This is a genomic window from Paracoccus seriniphilus (assembly GCF_028553745.1).
Classification (GTDB): domain Bacteria; phylum Pseudomonadota; class Alphaproteobacteria; order Rhodobacterales; family Rhodobacteraceae; genus Paracoccus; species Paracoccus seriniphilus.
Map to the genome: position 1 here is coordinate 1,809,147 of NZ_CP067129.1, position 18,707 is coordinate 1,827,853.

Annotated in this window: 20 protein-coding genes and 1 tRNA gene; 9 read left to right on the forward strand and 12 right to left on the reverse strand. The window is 62.2% G+C overall.

The window, feature by feature from the left end; genetic code table 11:
* The first annotated feature begins 192 nt into the window (after positions 1 to 192).
* Positions 193 to 1,917 (forward strand): OFA family MFS transporter, encoded by a 1,725-nt coding sequence (locus JHW44_RS08815; protein WP_089343321.1) that lies wholly within the window; start codon positions 193 to 195, stop codon positions 1,915 to 1,917.
* Between the two features lie 126 nt (positions 1,918 to 2,043).
* Here JHW44_RS08815 and JHW44_RS08820 read toward each other — a convergent pair whose 3' ends face one another.
* The 4 genes from JHW44_RS08820 to JHW44_RS08835 form a co-directional block, all read right to left on the reverse strand.
* Positions 2,044 to 3,018 carry a quinone oxidoreductase family protein gene (locus JHW44_RS08820; protein ID WP_089343320.1) on the reverse strand — a complete coding sequence of 325 codons (975 nt, stop codon included), beginning with the start codon at positions 3,016 to 3,018 and terminating at the stop codon, positions 2,044 to 2,046.
* Positions 3,019 to 3,081: 63 nt separating this feature from the next.
* Positions 3,082 to 3,402: a DUF1330 domain-containing protein gene (locus JHW44_RS08825; protein ID WP_179217645.1), complete on the reverse strand. Its 321-nt coding sequence runs from the start codon at positions 3,400 to 3,402 to the stop codon at positions 3,082 to 3,084.
* Positions 3,402 to 3,566: a hypothetical protein gene (locus tag JHW44_RS08830; protein WP_272850264.1), complete on the reverse strand. Its 165-nt coding sequence runs from the start codon at positions 3,564 to 3,566 to the stop codon at positions 3,402 to 3,404. The genes JHW44_RS08825 and JHW44_RS08830 overlap by 1 nt, the downstream gene beginning before the upstream one ends.
* Before the next feature lie 14 nt (positions 3,567 to 3,580).
* Positions 3,581 to 3,832 carry a Rossmann-fold NAD(P)-binding domain-containing protein gene (locus JHW44_RS08835; RefSeq protein ID WP_218822542.1) on the reverse strand — a complete coding sequence of 84 codons (252 nt, stop codon included), beginning with the start codon at positions 3,830 to 3,832 and terminating at the stop codon, positions 3,581 to 3,583.
* On the opposite strand from JHW44_RS08835, the gene JHW44_RS08840 reads away from it, so the two are divergent.
* On the forward strand, positions 3,719 to 4,579 hold the full coding sequence (locus tag JHW44_RS08840; protein ID WP_272850265.1) for an N-6 DNA methylase: 861 nt from the start codon (positions 3,719 to 3,721) through the stop codon (positions 4,577 to 4,579). The two genes, JHW44_RS08835 and JHW44_RS08840, sit on opposite strands and share 114 nt — an antisense overlap.
* A 347-nt stretch (positions 4,580 to 4,926) precedes the next feature.
* Here JHW44_RS08840 and JHW44_RS08845 read toward each other — a convergent pair.
* Both JHW44_RS08845 and ychF read right to left on the reverse strand, forming a co-directional pair.
* Positions 4,927 to 5,016: transfer RNA gene (locus JHW44_RS08845), tRNA-Ser, on the reverse strand.
* A 189-nt stretch (positions 5,017 to 5,205) separates the two neighbouring features.
* Complete coding sequence (gene ychF, locus JHW44_RS08850) at positions 5,206 to 6,303, reverse strand: redox-regulated ATPase YchF (protein WP_089344743.1); 1,098 nt, start codon at positions 6,301 to 6,303, stop codon at positions 5,206 to 5,208.
* A gap of 127 nt (positions 6,304 to 6,430) precedes the next feature.
* Between ychF and trpA the strand changes: the two genes are divergently transcribed.
* The 5 genes from trpA to recR all read left to right on the forward strand — a co-directional run bounded on the left by trpA (position 6,431) and on the right by recR (position 10,845).
* A complete protein-coding gene (gene trpA, locus JHW44_RS08855; RefSeq protein WP_089344742.1) occupies positions 6,431 to 7,228 on the forward strand; it encodes a tryptophan synthase subunit alpha in 798 nt (265 codons plus the stop codon).
* A 76-nt stretch (positions 7,229 to 7,304) separates the two neighbouring features.
* A complete protein-coding gene (locus JHW44_RS08860; protein ID WP_089344741.1) occupies positions 7,305 to 8,033 on the forward strand; it encodes a molecular chaperone DjiA in 729 nt (242 codons plus the stop codon).
* Positions 8,034 to 8,107: 74 nt separating this feature from the next.
* Complete coding sequence (locus tag JHW44_RS08865; RefSeq protein WP_089344740.1) at positions 8,108 to 9,892, forward strand: DNA polymerase III subunit gamma/tau; 1,785 nt, start codon at positions 8,108 to 8,110, stop codon at positions 9,890 to 9,892.
* A 4-nt stretch (positions 9,893 to 9,896) separates the two neighbouring features.
* Positions 9,897 to 10,241, forward strand: a complete 345-nt coding sequence (locus tag JHW44_RS08870; protein WP_089344739.1) for a YbaB/EbfC family nucleoid-associated protein — start codon at positions 9,897 to 9,899, stop codon at positions 10,239 to 10,241.
* 4 nt (positions 10,242 to 10,245) lie between these two features.
* The gene (recR, locus tag JHW44_RS08875) at positions 10,246 to 10,845 is read left to right on the forward strand and encodes a recombination mediator RecR (RefSeq protein ID WP_089344738.1); all 600 of its coding nucleotides are present in this window, start codon (positions 10,246 to 10,248) and stop codon (positions 10,843 to 10,845) included.
* A 100-nt stretch (positions 10,846 to 10,945) separates the two neighbouring features.
* On the opposite strand, the gene JHW44_RS08880 is transcribed toward recR, so the two are convergent.
* From JHW44_RS08880 to JHW44_RS08895, 4 genes are all read right to left on the reverse strand, one after another.
* Positions 10,946 to 11,398 (reverse strand): Hsp20 family protein, encoded by a 453-nt coding sequence (locus tag JHW44_RS08880; protein ID WP_089344737.1) that lies wholly within the window; start codon positions 11,396 to 11,398, stop codon positions 10,946 to 10,948.
* A 138-nt stretch (positions 11,399 to 11,536) separates the two neighbouring features.
* Complete coding sequence (glcF, locus tag JHW44_RS08885; protein ID WP_089344736.1) at positions 11,537 to 12,832, reverse strand: glycolate oxidase subunit GlcF; 1,296 nt, start codon at positions 12,830 to 12,832, stop codon at positions 11,537 to 11,539.
* Positions 12,832 to 13,872: an FAD-binding protein gene (locus tag JHW44_RS08890; RefSeq protein WP_089344735.1), complete on the reverse strand. Its 1,041-nt coding sequence runs from the start codon at positions 13,870 to 13,872 to the stop codon at positions 12,832 to 12,834. The genes glcF and JHW44_RS08890 overlap by 1 nt, the downstream gene beginning before the upstream one ends.
* On the reverse strand, positions 13,862 to 15,313 hold the full coding sequence (locus JHW44_RS08895) for an FAD-binding oxidoreductase (RefSeq protein WP_419182517.1): 1,452 nt from the start codon (positions 15,311 to 15,313) through the stop codon (positions 13,862 to 13,864). The genes JHW44_RS08890 and JHW44_RS08895 overlap by 11 nt, the downstream gene beginning before the upstream one ends.
* Before the next feature lie 129 nt (positions 15,314 to 15,442).
* Here JHW44_RS08895 and JHW44_RS08900 point away from each other — a divergent pair, with 129 nt between their 5' ends.
* Positions 15,443 to 16,204 carry a DUF599 domain-containing protein gene (locus JHW44_RS08900; RefSeq protein WP_089344734.1) on the forward strand — a complete coding sequence of 254 codons (762 nt, stop codon included), beginning with the start codon at positions 15,443 to 15,445 and terminating at the stop codon, positions 16,202 to 16,204.
* Here the strand turns inward: JHW44_RS08900 and JHW44_RS08905 are convergent.
* Together JHW44_RS08905 and JHW44_RS08910 are read right to left on the reverse strand one after the other, a co-directional pair.
* Positions 16,122 to 17,324: an MFS transporter gene (locus JHW44_RS08905; protein WP_089344733.1), complete on the reverse strand. Its 1,203-nt coding sequence runs from the start codon at positions 17,322 to 17,324 to the stop codon at positions 16,122 to 16,124. The two genes, JHW44_RS08900 and JHW44_RS08905, sit on opposite strands and share 83 nt — an antisense overlap.
* 106 nt (positions 17,325 to 17,430) lie before the next feature.
* Complete coding sequence (locus tag JHW44_RS08910) at positions 17,431 to 17,898, reverse strand: hypothetical protein (protein ID WP_272850266.1); 468 nt, start codon at positions 17,896 to 17,898, stop codon at positions 17,431 to 17,433.
* Between JHW44_RS08910 and JHW44_RS08915 the strand changes: the two genes are divergently transcribed.
* Positions 17,884 to 18,657, forward strand: a complete 774-nt coding sequence (locus JHW44_RS08915; RefSeq protein ID WP_089344732.1) for an alpha/beta fold hydrolase — start codon at positions 17,884 to 17,886, stop codon at positions 18,655 to 18,657. The genes JHW44_RS08910 and JHW44_RS08915 overlap by 15 nt on opposite strands.
* Positions 18,658 to 18,707 lie beyond the last annotated feature (50 nt).

Consider the following 18,707-nt stretch of genomic DNA (forward strand, 5'->3'; position numbering starts at 1 on the left):
ACCCCAAAGCAGGCAGATACCGGATCAGAATGTCCATATATCATATTGATTTAAAACGATAATATATTTGACAGAACTACATTCTCCTGCCCAAAACTCGATGTGGCATGCCGCCGCATGCCGGTTTGACGGGTCGCGCGCCTCGGGTGGAGGCACGCCGCCCAGGTCTGACGAGAGAGGGAGGACAACCAAATGAATGACGCCCAAGGTGGCGGCGCGCTCGGCTTTCTGCACAAGAGCAATATCGTCGCCGAACCCGGCTATAACCGCTGGCGGGTTCCGCCGGCATCCATCGCAATTCACCTGTGCATCGGCTCGGTCTATGCATGGTCGGTATTCAACCCGGCGCTCACGCGCCAGCTTGGCGTGGTCTCTCCGGCTGCAGGCGACTGGAGCCTCAGCTCGGTCGTCTGGATCTTTTCGGTGGCGATCGTCTTCCTTGGTCTTTCCGCCGCCTTCGCGGGGAAATGGCTGGAAGAGGTCGGCCCCAGAATGGTCGGGGTCGCTGCCGCCTTCCTGTGGGGCGGCGGTTTCATCATCGGCTCGCTTGGCATTTCCAGCCACCAGCTCTGGCTAATCTATCTGGGTTACGGCGTGCTGGGCGGCTGCGGCCTGGGTCTTGGCTATGTCTCGCCTGTTTCGACGCTGCTGCGGTGGTTCCCCGACCGGCGCGGCATGGCGACCGGCATGGCCATCATGGGCTTTGGCGGTGGCGCGATGATCGCGGCCCCGGTCAAGGGCTGGCTGCTGAACATCTATGAGCGCGCCCCGGAATATCTGGGCACGCAAGAGGCCGTCTCCACGACCATCCAGAATGGCCGCATCTTTGCGGAAACAGCGGCAGGCCAGGTCGAAGTGGTCATTGCGACCGCCTCGCAGGCGGCCGAGCTGGGCGGTCAGGCGGGCGTCTATGTGGTTGGCACCGGAAATACCGGCGCCGCGGCCACCTTCATGACGCTTGGTATCGTCTATTTCATCGTGATGATGATCGCGGCCTTCCAGTATCGCGTCCCGGCCCCGGACTGGAAACCCGAAGGCTGGCAACCCAAACCCGCATCCTCGGGCCTCGTCTCGCAGAACAATGTCGACATCGACCAGGCGCTGAAGACGCCGCAGTTCTGGCAGCTGTGGCTGATGTTGTGCCTGAACGTGACCGCCGGGATCGGCGTGATCGGCGTGGCAAAGACCATGATGAGCGAGATCTTCGGCACCATGATGCCGCTTGTCGTCACCGCCGGGTTTGCCTCGACCTATGTCCTGATGATCTCGGTCTTCAACATGCTGGGCCGGTTCTTCTGGGCCTCGACCTCGGATTACATCGGGCGCAAGACGACCTATATGTGCTTCTTCGTGCTGGGCACGGCGCTGTATCTGTCGATCCCCTATTTTGCCACGGCGGGCGCCAACTCTCCGTCGATGTTCTACCTGATCGGCTTCTATGTCGCGACGATGATCATCTTCTCGATGTATGGTGGCGGTTTCTCGACGATCCCGGCCTATCTGGCCGACATGTTCGGCACCATGCATGTCGGTGGCATCCACGGCCGTCTGCTGACCGCATGGTCGACGGCAGGCGTTCTGGGACCGCTGGCCATCACCTCGCTGCGCCAGGTGTCGGTCACCAGCGCGATCAATGATCTGGCCGGACGGGTCGATCCCGCGGTCTTTGAAGATACCTTTGGTGCGCCGATCTCGCAGTTGCAGGCCCTGGTGGATGCCCATACGGTCACCATCGCGCGCCTGATGGAAATCGCCCCGGCCGGCACGGTGGACCCGACGCCCAGCCTTTACAACACCACCATGTATTGCATGGCGGCATTGTTGGTCGTGGCCTTTTTCGCCAACTTCTTCATGCGCCCAGTGAAAGAGCATCATCACCACAAGGAGCCGGACCTGATGGGCGTTCCCGGTGAATGAAGCGACATCTGGCCGGAGAAATCCGGCCAGCCCCCCATCGGCAACCTGATGCCTTGCAGCAGAACAGGGCTCAAGACCTGCCTTCTCGCTGCCGCATTCGATCCAGGATCGACTTCGTATTCGTGCTCAGGGAACGAGCAGAAGCGCGCCCCCACCTGCCATACCCTCCAGAATGTCATGCGCCCTTTGCGCATCGGCAAGCGGCACAGGCGTCGGCTCCGGTGGTTGCAAGCGACCGGATGCGAATTTTTGCAAGGCATTTTCGGCCATTGCACGATATTGGATGGGGTCGCGCAGGTAATGAAACAGGATGGGCCGGGACAGGGTCAGCGACCTGGCCGCAAGCGTGCTCATCAAGACTGGTTCGATTGGCCCGGATGATTGACCGAAATTCACCAGGTGGCCACAGTACCCCAGAGTTTCGACCGACCCCTTGAACGTGTCAGCCCCCACCGAGTCATAGACGACATCAACACCCCGGCCATTGGTGATGTCAGCCACGGCCCTGGTGAAATCCTGCTGGCGGTAAAGAATGGTATGGGTACAGCCATTGGCCCTGGCTATTTCGGCCTTTTCGGCCGTTCCGACGGTTCCGATCACGCTCGCCCCAAGATTTGAAAGAGCCTGACACAGCATGCGCCCGACACCCCCGGCTGCCGCATGCACCAAGACGCTCATGCCGGGACGGATCCTGCATACAGGCCCGGTCAGCATTTCCACGGTCATCGCACGCAACAGGTTCGAAGCCGGTGCCGCATCCCCTACGCCCGGGGGCATCGGCACGGCCAGGTCCGCAGACAGAAGCCTGTGCGAGGCATAGGCCCCATAGCGTCCCGTCACATAGGCGACCCGATCCCCGACCTGAAAGCCGGAAACCTCGGGGCCGACAGCTTCCACGACACCCGTCGCTTCACACCCCGGAACTCCCGGCAAGGTCAGCGTCTTGTAAAGGCCCGAGCGCACATAGACATCATGGAAGTTCACCCCGATCCCGGTATGCCGAATGCGCAGTTGACCGGCACCTGGCTCACCGACCGTGACCTCCTCGCAGATCAGCACCTCTGATCCACCATATTCCCTGATTACGATTGCATGAGCCATGACAGCTTTCCCTGCGTGCTGGACTGCGGACGGGTTGCAAAGACGGCCATTTCCCTGGCTGCGCTAGAGTTTCGGATCAGGGTCTTCGGTATTCTGGCCTCCTTCCTGCAACAGCAGGTAATGCATGGTCGAAGCAGCCTGTCGAAAGACCATGGCCTCCTGATACTCGGGGTCATTGAACCACGCCTCGACATCTGCCCTGGACGGAAATTCAAGGATCACCAGACGCCCGTCATAGTCATTCCCCTCGACACAGGTGAAGGCTTCGCCCCGGGTCAGGAACCTGCCACCATGTTTCCTGACAAGAGGCGGGGTGCGGTCGGCATATTTCCTGTATGTTTCGACATCATGGATCGACATCATCGACACGACATAGGCGGGCATCAGCATTTCCCCTCGGAATTGATCCGTTCACGTGCCATCGCATCCGCGATCTCGGAACTTGGTTTTCGCTCACGCAGCGCACGGGTCAGGATCTCCTTGATCTTGCCCTGCAACCCTTCGATCTGCCTGATCGACGCTTCGCGCGATGGCTGGGAAAAAATCACGGTCGAGGCCCCCATCATCCCCCCCCCGCGTTCACCACGTAATCGGGCACATAGGCAATTCCTGCCTGGCGCAGCATTTCGCCGTGCCGGGCTTCGGCCAGTTGGTTATTGGCAAGCCCGCAAATGGCCCTGGCCTTGATCTCGGGGATCGTTTGATCGTTCAATCCGGCACCAAGGGCACAAGGTGCGAATACATCGACATCTGCCGTATGGATGCAGTCTGGCTCAACCGCCGTCGCCCCGAATTCCGCAACCGCGCGACGCACCGCGTCGTTGTTGACATCCGCCACGACCAGTTCCGCCCCGGCATCGTGCAGATGTCGCGACAGGGCATGGCCCGTCGCACCCAGCCCCTGCGCTGGGAGCCGAGCGAGGAGATGGCGAAGGACTTCCGCTTCAAGGTCTACGGGCTCGCGCCGAAATCAGCGGCCGACTTCGCCTTTCTTTTGCACGGATTCCACTTCCTCGCGAAGGACGGAACCATGGCGATCATTCTGCCGCACGGTGTGCTGTTCAGGGGTGGGGCAGAGAAGAAGATTCGCACCAAGCTTCTGAAGGACGGGAACATTGACACGGTCATCGGCCTGCCGGCCAAGCTGTTCTACTCGACCGGAATTCCGGTGTGCATCCTGGTGCTGAAGAAATGCAAGCGGACCGATGACGTTCTCTTCATCAATGCGGCCGAGCACTACCAACCGGGAAAACGGCAAAACACGCTGCTGCAGGAGCATATCAACAAAATCGTAGAAACCTATCAGCACAGGAAAGAAGAGGACCGCTATTCGCGAGTCGTGAGTCTCGACGAGATTGAAAAAGAGCATGATTTCAACCTCAACATCTCTCGATACGTCAGTACTGCTGAGCCCGAGGAAGAGGTCGATCTTGTCAGTGTGCATAAACACCTCTCGGATCTCCAGACGCAAATCAGTTCGGCGGCCGCGACGCATAATAGGTATCTGAAAGAGCTTGGAATCACGCCGCTACCACTTGGTTTTGAGAAGGCTACCGATTGACGTCGCCAGGGGCGAAATTGCCGGAAAGAGGAGCAGCCCGGAGCGAACATTAGGGTTCACGCCGGGCATGCACTTGTTGGCGAACGTCCGGTGCCGGTCGCTTTTCCGGTGTTGCCACCGCAATCGAAGTGTTCAGGTCGCGCTACATATTTTCCGAGCCCGATCAATTACTTGCGAAAAATTCACCAAACCGGCGCAGGCAACAGGTTCAGAGAATTTCGGCCCTGAGAGACCGATTTCGGCCGTCTCGCGCCGGGCGTGGTGAATAGCCCCTCCCGCATAACCCTCGAAAACAACGGAAAAATCCGGCTGCGTCCGTATAGGGAGAGCGATTTCAGAAAGATAAGTGGCGGAGACGAAGGGATTCGAACCCTCGAGACCCTTTCGGGCCTGCACCCTTAGCAGGGGTGTGCCTTCGACCACTCGGCCACGTCTCCGCTGATCCGTATATTCAGCTTGCCAAAGACTGACAAGTGCTTTTTCGCGGATATGGGAAACACCGGGCAAGCAATTGTTTTTTTGCTGCAAAACAGCGGGAATTTTCCTTTCCTCCGTCTGAAGCTCACCGGAAACAGCCCGCCATGACGTCGCATGGCGGGCGGAAAAACTGTTGCGGATGAGGCTCTTCAGGCGTTGAACAGGAAGTGCAGCACGTCGCCATCCGCCACTTCGTAGGATTTTCCCTCGACCCTCAGCTTGCCGGCATCGCGCGCGCCAGCCTCGCCATTGCCGGCAATATAGTCGTCATAGGCGATCGTCTCGGCGCGGATGAAGCCTTTCTCGAAATCACCGTGAATGACCCCGGCGGCCTGGGGGGCCAGAGTGCCCTTGGTGATCGTCCAGGCCCGCGCCTCTTTCGGACCGATGGTGAAATAGGTCTTCAGCCCCAGCAGGTCGTAGCCCGCGCGGATCAGTCGGTCCAGACCGGCCTCGTCCAGTCCCATCTCGGTCAGGAACATCTCGGCTTCATCGCTTTCCAGCTGGCTGATCTCTTCTTCGATCCGCGCCGAAATGACGACATGCCCTGCGCCCTGCGCCTCGGCCATCTGTGCAACCTTGTCGGACAGGGCGTTACCCTTGGCGGCCTCGTCCTCGGCAACGTTGCAGACGAAAAGCACCGGCTTGGCGGTCAGCAGTTGCAGCATGTTCCACGCCTTGAGATCATCCGGCGCAACCTCGATGCTGCGAGCGGGGCGGCCCGCCTCCAGCGCGGTCAGCGCCTGCTTCAGCAGCCGGTCCTGATCCTGAGCCTCCTTGTCATTGCCTTTCAGCTTGCGCTGCAGGTTCGCCAGCCGACGCTCGATCGATTCCATATCGGCGATCATCAACTCGGTCTCGATCACCTCGGCATCGGCCAGGGGATCCACGCGGCCTTCGACATGGGTCACATCGCCGTCTTCGAAACAGCGCAGCACATGGGCGATGGCATCCACTTCGCGGATATTGGCCAGGAACTGGTTGCCCAGACCTTCGCCCTTGCTGGCACCTTTGACCAGACCCGCGATATCGACAAAGGTGATCCGTGTCGGGATGGTCTGCTTCGACCCGGCAATTGCAGCCAGCTTGTCCAGACGAGGATCCGGCACCGCAACCTCGCCGACATTCGGCTCGATCGTGCAGAAGGGAAAGTTTGCGGCCTGCGCGGCGGCAGTTTTCGTCAGCGCGTTGAACAGCGTGGATTTCCCGACATTCGGCAACCCGACGATTCCCATGCGAAAGCCCATTGATGCACCTTTTCCTGAATTTCGCGGTTACTTAGGCATCTGCGCCGCGCAAGTCCAGCCTGCGCAGCGGATTGCGAAAGCCGCGGAACGGGGCTAGTGCTGGGGGCAAGCACTTCAGGGACGGGCCATGACCAGAATCGATGACACATTCGCGGCACTGAAATCACAGGGCAAAAAGGCTTTCGTTGCCTATATGATGGCAAGCGATCCCGACGACGCGACCGCGCTTGAAATCATGCGCGCCCTGCCGGACGCCGGGGTCGATGTTATCGAATTGGGGATGCCCTTCACCGATCCGATGGCAGATGGCCCGACGATTCAGGCTGCGGGCCAGCGCGCGCTTGCGGTCGGTGGCAGCGTGACGCGCACCCTGGATATGGTGCGGGCCTTCCGCAAGGATGACCCGAAGACCCCAATCGTGCTGATGGGATATTACAACCCGATCTATGCACGCCCCGGGGGCGTGACAAAATTCCTCAGCGACGCCGTTGAGGCAGGCGTTGACGGGTTGATCGTGGTAGATCTGCCGCCCGAAGAGGATGACGAGCTGTGCGTTCCCGCCAATCAGGCCGGGCTGAACTTTATCCGCCTTGCCACCCCGACCACGGATGATCGCCGCCTGCCCGCCGTCATCGCCAATACCAGCGGCTTCCTGTATTATGTCAGCGTGACGGGCATCACCGGCGGCGCGGCGGCAAATGCCGCTGATGTGGCCCCGGAAGTGGCCCGCATCCAGGCCGCCGCCAATCTGCCCGTCGTGGTCGGCTTCGGCATCTCGACGCCCGAGGCCGCCGAAAGCATCGCCTCGATCGCGGATGGCTGCGTGGTGGGCTCGGCCATCGTCAAGATGATCGGCGAAAAGCGCCCGGTTCCGGAAATCGTAGATTTCGTCAGGAAGCTGGCAGAAGGCGCGCATCGCGGCTAGGCCGGCCCAGCCGACAGGGGCGGGCGAATCTCCGTTCGCCCTACCGTCCCGCAGCAAAGCCGGATATTGTGCAGCCATGGATACGACCGCGCAACACCCGCCCTGCCCAAATCTGCCAAAGCCACGCAGCTTCTGGCAGCGCATTGCCGACCGTCTGGCCGCCTTGCTGGGCAACCAGCGCAGCGCGACGCCGCCGGAACGCTCGGTCGCCTTTACCATCGCGATCATTGCGCTGGGGGCCAAGCTGGCCAAGGCCGACGGCTTTGTAGCACGATCCGAGGTGGCGGCCTTCCGCCGGGTGTTCATCATTCCCCGTGCCGAGGAAAAGAATGCCGCCCGGGTCTTTGATCTGGCGCGTCAGGATGTGGCCGGATTCGACGCCTGGGCGCGCCGGATCGCAGCCATGTTCCCTCCCGGTGATCCGGTTCTGGACGATGTGATCGAAGGGCTGTGCATCATTGCCCTTGCCGATGGCGAAATGCATGAATCCGAGATTGCCTTCATCGAGGAGGTCGGCCGGATCTTCGGCATGTCACCGGCACGCATTCTGGCGATCCGCAACCGCCACGATCCGCATGCGGGCTGCCCTCCCTGCCAGATGCTGGGCGTGGCACCGGACACGCCGCTGCCCGAGGCGCGCAAACGCTGGCGCGAGCTGGTTCTCGAGGCGCATCCGGACCGCGCCATTGCCCGCGGCCTGCCGCCTGAAGCCGTGCGTCTGGCCGAGGCCCGGACCCGCAGCCTGAACGAGGCATGGGAGAAATTCAGGGCCATGCATCTGCCAAGCGATCAGATTTCACAATGAAATTCCAGGAACCGTGAATCGGTTGTCGCCCGCTGGCGGCAAGGCTAGAGTGTCGCGGCAAGATCGGGTGGTGGATGAGCGATAACGAACAAAATTATCAGGTGCTGGCCCGGAAATACCGGCCGGAAACCTTTGCTGATCTGGTCGGTCAGGATGCGATGGTGCGGACGCTGAAGAATGCCTTTGCCGCCGACCGGATCGCACAGGCCTTCATCATGACCGGGATTCGCGGGACCGGGAAAACGACCACGGCGCGGATCATCGCCAAGGGCATGAACTGCATCGGCCCCGACGGCAATGGCAGCCCGACGACCGAACCCTGCGGTGTCTGCGAACATTGCGTGGCGATCAGCGAAGGCCGTCATGTCGATGTGATGGAAATGGACGCGGCCTCGCGCACCGGTGTCGGCGACATTCGCGAGATCATCGAGTCGGTGCATTACCGTGCCGCCAGCGCCCGCTACAAGATTTATATCATCGACGAAGTTCACATGCTGTCGACCAGCGCTTTCAACGCGCTGCTCAAGACGCTGGAGGAGCCGCCTCCCCATGTAAAATTCATCTTTGCCACCACCGAGATCCGCAAGGTTCCCGTCACCGTGCTGTCGCGCTGTCAAAGGTTCGACCTGCGCCGGATCGAGCCCGAGGTGATGATCGACATGCTGACGCGAATCGCCAGGAGCGAGGGCGCGCAGATCGCACCGGACGCGCTGGCGCTGATTACCCGCGCCGCCGAGGGTTCGGCCCGCGACGCCACTTCGCTGCTGGATCAGGCGATCAGCCATGGCGCAGGCGAAACCACCGCCGAGCAGGTCCGCGCGATGCTGGGGCTTGCCGACCGTGGCCGGGTGCTGGACCTGTTCGAGATGGTGCTGCGTGGCGATGCGGCGGCGGCCCTGACCGAACTGCAGGCACAATATGCCGATGGAGCCGATCCCATTGCGGTCCTGCGCGATCTGGCCGAGATCACCCATTGGGTTTCCGTGGTCAAGATCACGCCCGATGCCATCGAGGATCCGACCGTCGCCCCGGATGAACGGACGCGCGGCAAGGAACTGGCCGACCGTCTGGCGATGCGGGTGCTGACGCGCATGTGGCAGATGCTGCTGAAGGCTCTGGAAGAGGTCTCTGCCGCGCCCAATGCGATGATGGCGGCGGAAATGGCGATCATCCGTCTGACCCATGCGGCCGATCTGCCCGACCCGGACGCCCTGATCCGCAAGGTACAGCAATCACAGGCGGCGGGTGATTTTTCGCGCCGGAACACGCCTGCGGGCACGGCAGGAAATGCGCCCCAGGCGCGCCGCGCCGTGCCGCCACGCGCGGTGGTGCAGCCCTCGGGCGCAGCCACGGCGCTGGCGGTTTCCCCGGATGCCTTTGCCGCCTTTCCCGATTTTGCCTCGGTTCTGGACCTGATCCGGCGCATGGGTGACATGCTGTTGCTGGTGCAGGTCGAAAACCATGTGGCGCTGGCCAGATACAGTCCGGGGCGGATCGAGTTCGAACCCCGAGGCAATCCGCCGGTCGATCTGGCGCAACGTCTGGCCGAGCGGTTGCGGGGCTGGTGTGGCGGTCAGCGATGGGCCGTCACGGTCACCAACAGCGGTGGTGCCCCGACGATTGCCGAAACGCGAGAGGCCGAAAACGCCAAGGCGCGCAAACGGGCGATGGAACTGCCGATCGTCCAGCAGGTGATGGCGGCTTTTCCCGGTGCCACATTGAAAAATGTCACGCGCATCACACATGACACAACGATCGCCGAGGAAACGGTCGCCGAAGGTGCGGCCAACCCGCATGATGCAACACAGGGGCCCGTCGCGGAAGTCGAGGAATGGGATCCCTTCGAAGATGAGGACTGAGTAGATGTTCAAAGGATTGGGCGGGCTGGGCGACATGTCCAAGATGGTGAAAGCCGCCAAGGACATGCAGGATCGCATGCAGCAACTGCAGGAAGACATGGACAAGCTGACCGTCACCGGGGAATCCGGTGCCGGACTGATCAAGGCCACCGCGACCGCCAAGGGCGAGCTGACCGGCCTTGAGATTGATCCCTCGATCTTCCAGCCTACCGAAAAAGAGGTCGTCGAGGATCTGATCCTTGCCGCGATCAAGGATGCACAGCGCCGTGCGCAGGACAAGATGCAGTCCGAAATGGCCCGGATCACCCAGGAACTGGGGCTGCCCGCAGACATGAAACTGCCGTTCTGAGGCAATGGCCGAAGGCAGCGATGACATACAGGCGCTGATCACGCTGATGGGGCGCCTGCCCGGGCTGGGGCCACGCTCGGCCCGGCGCATCGTGCTGCAACTGATCCGCAAGCGCAGCGGACAGATGACACAGCTGGCGCAGCTGCTGGATCGTGTCGCCACCAATTCGCGCGAATGTCTGACCTGCGGGAACATCACCGACAGCGATCAATGTGCCATATGCAGTGATCCGCGTCGCGACACCGGTGAAATCTGCGTCGTTGAAGATGTCGCCGATCTTTGGGCGTTGGAACGAGGCAACAGCTTTCGCGGGCGCTATCACGTTCTGGGCGGCACGCTGTCGGCCCTGGATGAAATCGGGCCCGAGGATCTGGGCATCCCCGCCCTGCTTGAGCGGATCGAGAACCAGAATGTGCGAGAGGTCATCCTGGCATTGAACGCCACCGTGGATGGCCAGACGACCGCCCATTACATTGCCGATATCCTGAACGACATGGGCGTTGCAGTGACCGGGCTGGCTCATGGCGTGCCCATTGGCGGCGAGCTGGATTATCTGGATGACGGCACGATCAGTGCCGCACTGAATGCGCGGCGCAAGTTGTGACCATCGTCTGACCTTCGCGCCAACGGCATTCCTGCATGAGAAACCCGCATGGAAAAGGCCCGGGAACTGATGCCCCCGGACCCCGCCTTCAGTTCAGGATTCAGGAATCCAGCTTTTCGACGCGCGGTGCGGTCTTGGCGATCTCGATACGGCGCGGCTTGAGTGCCTCGGGCACTTCGCGGATCAGATCGATATGCAACATGCCGTCGGAATGGCTGGCACCTTCGACCCGGACATGGTCGGCCAGAGTGAATTTGCGCTCAAAGGCGCGGGTGGCGATGCCACGGTGCAAATAGGTGCGGTTTTCGTCTTCCTCGGCCTTGCGGGCAGAGACGACCACGGCACCATCGCGCATTTCCACGGTCAGGTCATCAGCCGAGAAACCGGCCACGGCAATCGAGATGCGATAGCTGTCCTCGCCGGTCTTTTCGATATTGTAGGGCGGATAGGTCGGCGCGGCCAGATCGGCCGTCATGGCGCGATCAACAACATCGGCCAGACGATCAAAGCCGACAGACGCACGGTAAAGCGGGGTCAGGTCAAAATTACGCATGGGTTCACATCCTTCCATAAGCGATGTTCCTGGTGCCCCCCGATCATCGGGCGGGCCTGAACCGGCGCCATTGCGGCCGCCGGTATCATTGATTTAGGCATCGCTTTTTCGGGTTCAAGACATCACCCTGCGCAAAAATCAGTTCGGTTTCTCCAATCCGCGCGGTCGCGGCCCTCCGGTCGCCCAGTCCAGCAATTCCACCGTATGAACGACCGGCAACGCCGTCGCCCCTCCGATCTGCATCATGCAGCCGATATTCCCGGCGGCGATGATTTCGGGTGTGGTCCCTTCCAGAGTTGCAACCTTGCGCGCGCGCAGCTCTTGCGACAATTCCGGCTGCAGCAGGTTATAGGTGCCCGCCGAACCACAGCACAGATGCGGATCTTCGGGTTCGACCACCGTGAAACCGGCATGGGTCAACAGCGATTTCGGTGTCGATCTGATCCGTTGCCCATGCTGCAGCGAGCAGGCCGAATGATAGGCGACGCGATGCGCACCAGGCCGGGTCACTTCGGGCAGGGCATGGCGTTCCAGAAACTCGGTCACATCCTGCGCCAGCGCCGACACCCGTGCAGCGTCCTCGGCGATGTCATCATGCTGGAACAGGTGACCATAGTCCTTGATCGTGGTGCCACATCCCGAGGTATTGATGATAACGGCATCCAGCGGAGCCTCGGCCTCGGCGGCAAGCAAACGGGCGATACTGTCGCGCGCGCTTGCCTTGGCCTGTGATTCCTTGCCCATATGCAGGGTCAGCGCACCGCAGCAGCCGAACTTCTCGGGGATGACCACGTCACAGCCTGCACGCCGCAACAAACGGATGGTCGCGTCATTGATATCGGTGTTCAGCGCCCGCTGCGCACAGCCGATCATCAGCGCAACCCGCGCCCGGCGGGGCCCCGTGGCGGGCAGAAGCTGCCCCTTGTCATTTGCGCTGACCCTGGGAACCGAGGCCGGGGCCATTTCGACCATGGCGCGCAAGCGCTTGTCGGGCAGCAGTGCACGAAACGGGCGGGCCAGCCGCGCGGCATGCAGGGCCAGACGGAAGCGACCGGCATGGGGAATGATGCCTTTCAGCGCCCATCGCAGCGCCCGATCGTGCCAGGGCCGGCGATAGGTCTTTTCGATATGCACCCGGGCATGGTCGATCAGATGCATGTAATCCACGCCGGAAGGACAGGTGGTCATGCAGGACAGGCAGGACAGGCAACGGTCGATATGCTTGACGGTCTTTTCATCCGCCGGACGTCCGGCCTCCAGCATGTCCTTGATCAGATAGATCCGCCCACGCGGGCTGTCCAATTCATCGCCCAGAACCTGATAGGTCGGGCATGTCGCGGTGCAGAAGCCGCAATGAACGCAGCTGCGCAGGATCTTGTTCGATTGCGCGATGGCAGGATCCTGCAATTGCAGTTCGGTGAAATTGGTTTGCATCACTCGGCTCCTGCAAAAATGCCACGCGGATCGAAACGCTGCCGCAGCCCTGCCTCCAGTCGCGCCGTGACCGGATCAGGGGCGGGCAGAACGGCAGGGGCTGCACCCGAAACGCGCCGCGCATGACCCCAGAATTTCGGCAGTTCTGGCAGTTCACCTGCGGGCAGACGCAGCAGGATCAATCCCCCACCCCAATCCATCATTTCCGGCGCAGGCAAGGCGGCCAACAACGCCGGAGCCTCGCTGGGGCGGCAGACGATCCGCCACAGATCGCCTTCGCCATTCTGCGGCCCGTTGCGAAGCTGCTGCCATGGATCGCTGTCCAGAACATGCACCTCGCCGAAACCGGACAAGAGCCGGGTCAGTTCGGCCGCGCGGGTCTGCACCGAACCCGACAGCCCTTCGATACGCAGCAACGCGCCGGCCCCGGGCAGCCAACCGGCCCCGCTGACATCCAGCGGGCTTCCAAGCGCGGTGGTCAGCGCCGCGATCGCCCCGATGGCATCCAATGCGGGCAGCGTCAGAGTGCAGCTTGCCGGTGGAACAGGCGCCGTGCGCAGGCTGAGTTCGGTCAGGGCACCCAATCTGCCCCGACTGCCAGCCATCAGCTTCACCAGATCATAGCCGGTGACATTCTTCATCACCCGCCCGCCATTGCTGATGATCTCGCCATTGCCATCCACGAAACGCACACCAAGCAGCGCATCCCGCGCCGCGCCCAGCTGAATGCGTCGAGGGCCAGAGCTGTTGGTCGCAAAGACACCACCTATGGTCGATCCGGGATGGCAGGCCGGTTCAAAGCCCAGCATCTGTCCCTCGTCCGCCAGCATCTTTTCGACACTGGCCAGAGAAGTTCCGGCACGCACCACCAAGGTCAGCGCGGCGGGTTCAAACAGCGTCACCCCCTGCAGACCAGTCATGTCCAGACGCAGGCCCTGGCCTTCGCCCGGCTGATGACGGGTCGCGCCGCCGGTGATCGACAGGGGGCGTTCGGCCTGCCGGATCAGCGCGGCCAGTTCTGCTTCACTTTCAGGACGCATGATGTACCCCCAGGCGCGCAACGCGCTTGCGTTCCGCCGAAAGATCAAGGGGGAAGACCTTGGCCGCATTCAACAACCAGCCCGGATCAAAGACATCCTTGACGCGCATCTGGGCCTCGAGATCGGCAGAGGAATATTGCTCGCGCATCAGGTCCCGCTTTTCGATACCGACGCCATGTTCGCCGGTGAGGCATCCACCCGCCCTGACACAGAGGCGCAGGATATCCGCGCCCAGAGCCTCGGCCTTGTCCAGCTCGCCCGGCGTATTGGCATCATAGAGGATCAGCGGATGCATATTGCCGTCACCGGCATGAAAGACATTCGCGACGGCCAGCCCGTATCTTTTGGACAGCACGCCGATTTCGGCCAGAACGACAGGCAGGGAGGACACCGGAATGGTTCCATCCAGACAGATGTAATCGCCAAGCTGCCCCATCGCCCCAAAGGCCGATTTGCGCCCCAGCCAGATCCGGCGGGATTCGTCCTCGCTCTGGCTTTCGCGGAACTCGATGGGATCGAATGACTGCGCCACGGCGCGAATAAGCCCAAGTTGCTCGTCAATCTCGGGATCGCTGCCCTCGACCTCGATGATCAGCAGTGCCTCGCAATCGGGATAGCCTGCGCCGGAATGGGCCTCGGTCGCGGCAATGCAGGGACCATCCATGAATTCGATCGCCACCGGCAGAACGCCCGAGCGAATGATCGCGGCCACGCAGGCTCCGGCAGTTTCGCTGCTGTCGAATGCCACCAGAACCGGGCGCGCGCCCGCGGGTTTGGGCAGAATACGCAAAGTCGCCTCGGTCACGATGCCCAGCTGGCCTTCCGCGCCACAGACCACGCCCAGCAGATCCAGCGAAGGCCCCTCGCCGGATGGCCCGCCCAGATCAACGATGGTGCCATCCATCAGCACCAGCCTGACCCCCAGCAGATTATTGGTGGTGACGCCATATTTCAGACAATGGGCACCGCCGGAATTCATGGCGATATTGCCGCCTATGGCGCAGGCCAGCTGGCTGGAGGGATCGGGTGCAAAGAAGAACCCCTGGCCCTCGACCGCCGTTGTGACCGACAGATTGGTGCGCCCGGTCTGCACCCGCACCAGACGGTCCTCGGGCGCGATTTCCAGCACCTTGTTCATCCGGGCCAGTCCGATCACGACGGCATCGGCGGTGGGCATGGATCCGCCCGCAAGGCTGGTGCCGGCCCCGCGCGGCACGACAGGCACGCCAAGGCGGTGACAGGTGGCCAGAACCACCGAAACCTCTTCGGTGCTGCGCGGCAGGACAACGGCCAGGGGTGCACAGCGATAGGCCGACAGCGCATCACATTCATAGACGCGGGTCTCGGCGGGATCATCAATGACGGCATCCGGTGCCGCCTGACGCAAGGCAGCGATGATCCCGGCCCTGTTCGCCAGCACCGCCGTATCCGGCTCGGGCATTTGTATCACGATATTGGCTCCCTGCTCGCGCGCGGTTGGGAACGCGCAGCGGCAATTAGTGGCATCCGGGAAGAATACTGTTTGAACATATTGCTTTCAAGCGCCGCCACCGCCGCATAAATACCGGATATGGACAAGTATCTTTATCTTCCACTCACTTTGGGTTTCGCCGACCTGAGCGCCGTCGCACTGTTGTTCATAGGCTGGTTCGCCATGGGCCGGGTAACCGAACATCCCCCTGCCTCGCGGCCGTCGGTTTCGGTGCTGATGAAACAATACCGGCGCGAATGGATGTTGCAGTTCCTGACACGCGAGCCGCGCATCTTCGATGGCGGCATCCTGTCCACCCTGCGCGATGGGACAGCCTTTTTCGCCTCGGCCTGCATGATTGCCACGGGCGGAATCCTGGCTCTGGTCAGCGACACCGACCAACTGCGCGGCCTTGTGCGCGAGCTGGACCTCGAACAGGGCACCGCGGTCCTGTGGGAGATCAAGCTTCTGGTCGCGATGTTCTTTGTCGTCAACGCCTTTCTGAAATTTGCCTGGGCTCATCGGCTGTTCGGCTATTGCGCCGTCATGATGGCCGCCGTGCCCAATGACGTGACCGACCCCTCGGCACGGGACAAGGCGTTGCAGGCGGCCGAATTGAACATCACCGCGGCGCGCAGCTTCAATGCCGGATTGCGCAGCGTCTATTTCGCCCTTGCGGGGCTGGCCTGGCTGGCCGGCCCCCTTGCCCTGCTTGTGGCGACCGCCGTCGTGCTGTTCGTCACCTGGCGCCGCGAGTTCGCGTCAAACTCGCGCCAGATCATTCTGCATGCTCTGCCATCCCGGGATGTGCACGCTCATGGCGAACCGCAAGGGTCAGAATCACGGCACCCGCAGCCGTAAGCCCGATCCCGACCAGCCCCGGCGCGCGCCAGCCCCAGCCCGCCGCAAGGGCAAGCCCGGCCAGGAACGGCCCCAGTGCATTGGCGGCGTTGAAGGCGGCATGGTTCATCGCCGCCGCCATGTTCTGGGCGCGTCCGGCGACATCCATCAGTCGCGTCTGCAGGGGGATCACCAGCCCCGCCCCGGCCGCCAACAGAAACGACGACAGCACCATCAGCTGCCAGTTTCCAACCGCGAATGAGGCGAAAGCCTGCGTGATCGCCATGGCCGCAAAGCTGACATAGGCGGCGCGGATCGGCCCGAGTCGGCTGGTCACACGTCCAGCCCCCCAGGTGCCGAAAGTGCCGCCCAGCCCGAACATCGCCAGAGTCAACGGAATTGACCATGAGGGCGCCTGCGTCGTCGCCAGGATGGCCGCCGTCAGAAAGGCATAAACCGCGAACAGCCCGCCGAACCCGATCGAACCTACCGCCAGCATCCACAAGACGCGGGGATTGCGCAAAGCCTGCAGTTCATCCAGGGGCCGTGCATCCGGGTTGCCGCCCACGCGGGGTGCGACCCGCAGGATCAGCCAGGACGATGCCAGAGCCAGAACACCGGGCAGTGCAAACCCCCAGCGCCACCCGATACTCTGCCCAAGGAAGCCGGCAAGGGGCACCCCGACCGTATTTGCCACGGTCAGCCCCAGCATCACCTGTGCCGCGCCGCGCGCCCTTTGCCCCAGCGGCAGGGCGTCCGCCGCATAGAGCATCGCCACGCCCAGAAAGCCGCCATGGGGCAAACCCGCCAGAAAGCGCATGGCAGTCAGGGCCATCAGGCCGGGCATCACCGCAGCCAGCAGGTTCATCAACCCGTAAAATGCCATCAGGGCCGCCAGATAGCGACGACGCGGCAATCTGACCCCCAGCAGCGAGGTAATCGGCGCACCGACGACCACCCCCAGCGCATAGGCGCTGATGACATGGCCCGCCTGCGGATCGGAAATTCCCAGGTCGGCCGCGTAATAGGGCAACAGCCCCATGGCGGAAAATTCAGAGGTTCCGACGGCAAAGGCCCCCAGCGCAAGTGCCAGAATGGCATTGCGAAGGCTGACCGGCCCGGAATCAGTGGCGGTTGTCATAAGGCTATCCTGTTCGAGTTCGTCCCAAGGTCATGCCGCAAGGCAGCATTTGCAAGTGACCGCAACCGGTCACCAGCCTTGCGTCACATGCATTTCAGGCCCTTTGTCAGATATGTCCGCGCTGCACCAGAAGCCAGACGATCACCGCGCCCAGAACCAGCAATCCGAAACAGACTGATGCCGCAAAGCTGATCGCACGGCCGCGCCAGCGGCTGAACTCTCCCAGGGGACGCAGATAGGCGATCAGATCGCCATGGGCCCGGGCCAGACCGGCCAGATCCAGCTGCCGGGCGATCTTGGGCTGGGCGCTCAGACGGTCGGCCTCGGCCAGACGCGCAGCAGCATTCCGCAGACGACGCGGCAACGCCCCGCCACGGCGGCGCAACATGACGGCCAGCGGCGGATGCTCACCCCGGCGGGCACCGCCGAAACGTGCCTTGATCAGGTCGGAAACCTCGTCCGCCATGGGTTGAATATCGGTGAAATTGATTGCTTCGCGTGTCATGTCGCGATGATAGACGCTATGGCAGACGGGTGCCAGACATCCTAGGATCACGACATGAAACTGAAGCATAGAATCACCGGCCCGGAAGATGGGCTTCCCGTCATTCTGGTGCATGGCCTCTTCGGTCAGGGCCGCAATCTGGGCGCTCTGGCCCGTCGTATTGCCAAGGATCGTCCGGTCGTGACCGTCGATCTGCGCAATCACGGCGAAAGCCCGCATAGTGAAGAGCATGACTATCCCGCCATGGCTGCGGATCTGGCTGAACTGATTCGCGATCTGGGCGGTCGCGCGGATGTCGCGGGTCATTCGATGGGCGGCAAGACCGCGATGGTGCTGGCGCTGACCCATCCCGAGTTGCTTCGCAGGCTGGTGGTGATGGATATTGCGCCGCTGGCCTATAGCCACAGCCAGTCGCATCTGATCGATGCCATGCAATCCCTTGATCTTTCGACGATCGAACGCCGCAGTCAGGCCGATGCGGCCCTGCGTGAGCTGATCCCCGAAGCAGGCATTCGCGCCTTTCTGCTGCAATCGCTGGAAATCAAACCCGGCCAGAGCAAATGGCGTCTGAACCTGCCGGTCCTCAAGGAACGCATGTCTGCCCTTGTAGGCTGGCCGTCGGATCTGCCCCGGAACAGCTTTCATGGTCCCGTCATGGCGCTGGCAGGTGCGGAATCGGACTATGTGCTGGCCGAGGGGCAGGCAGCGCTGCGCGAATATTTCCCGCAGGTCCGCATCGTCACGCTGAAAAATGCCGGGCATTGGCTGCACGCCGATACGCCCGAAGCCGTGGCCAACAGCCTCGACGCATTCCTGAACGCCCAATAGGCGCAGTCGCGCCCTCCATGACGCAAGTCATGGGCGCGCTGCCATGCCGG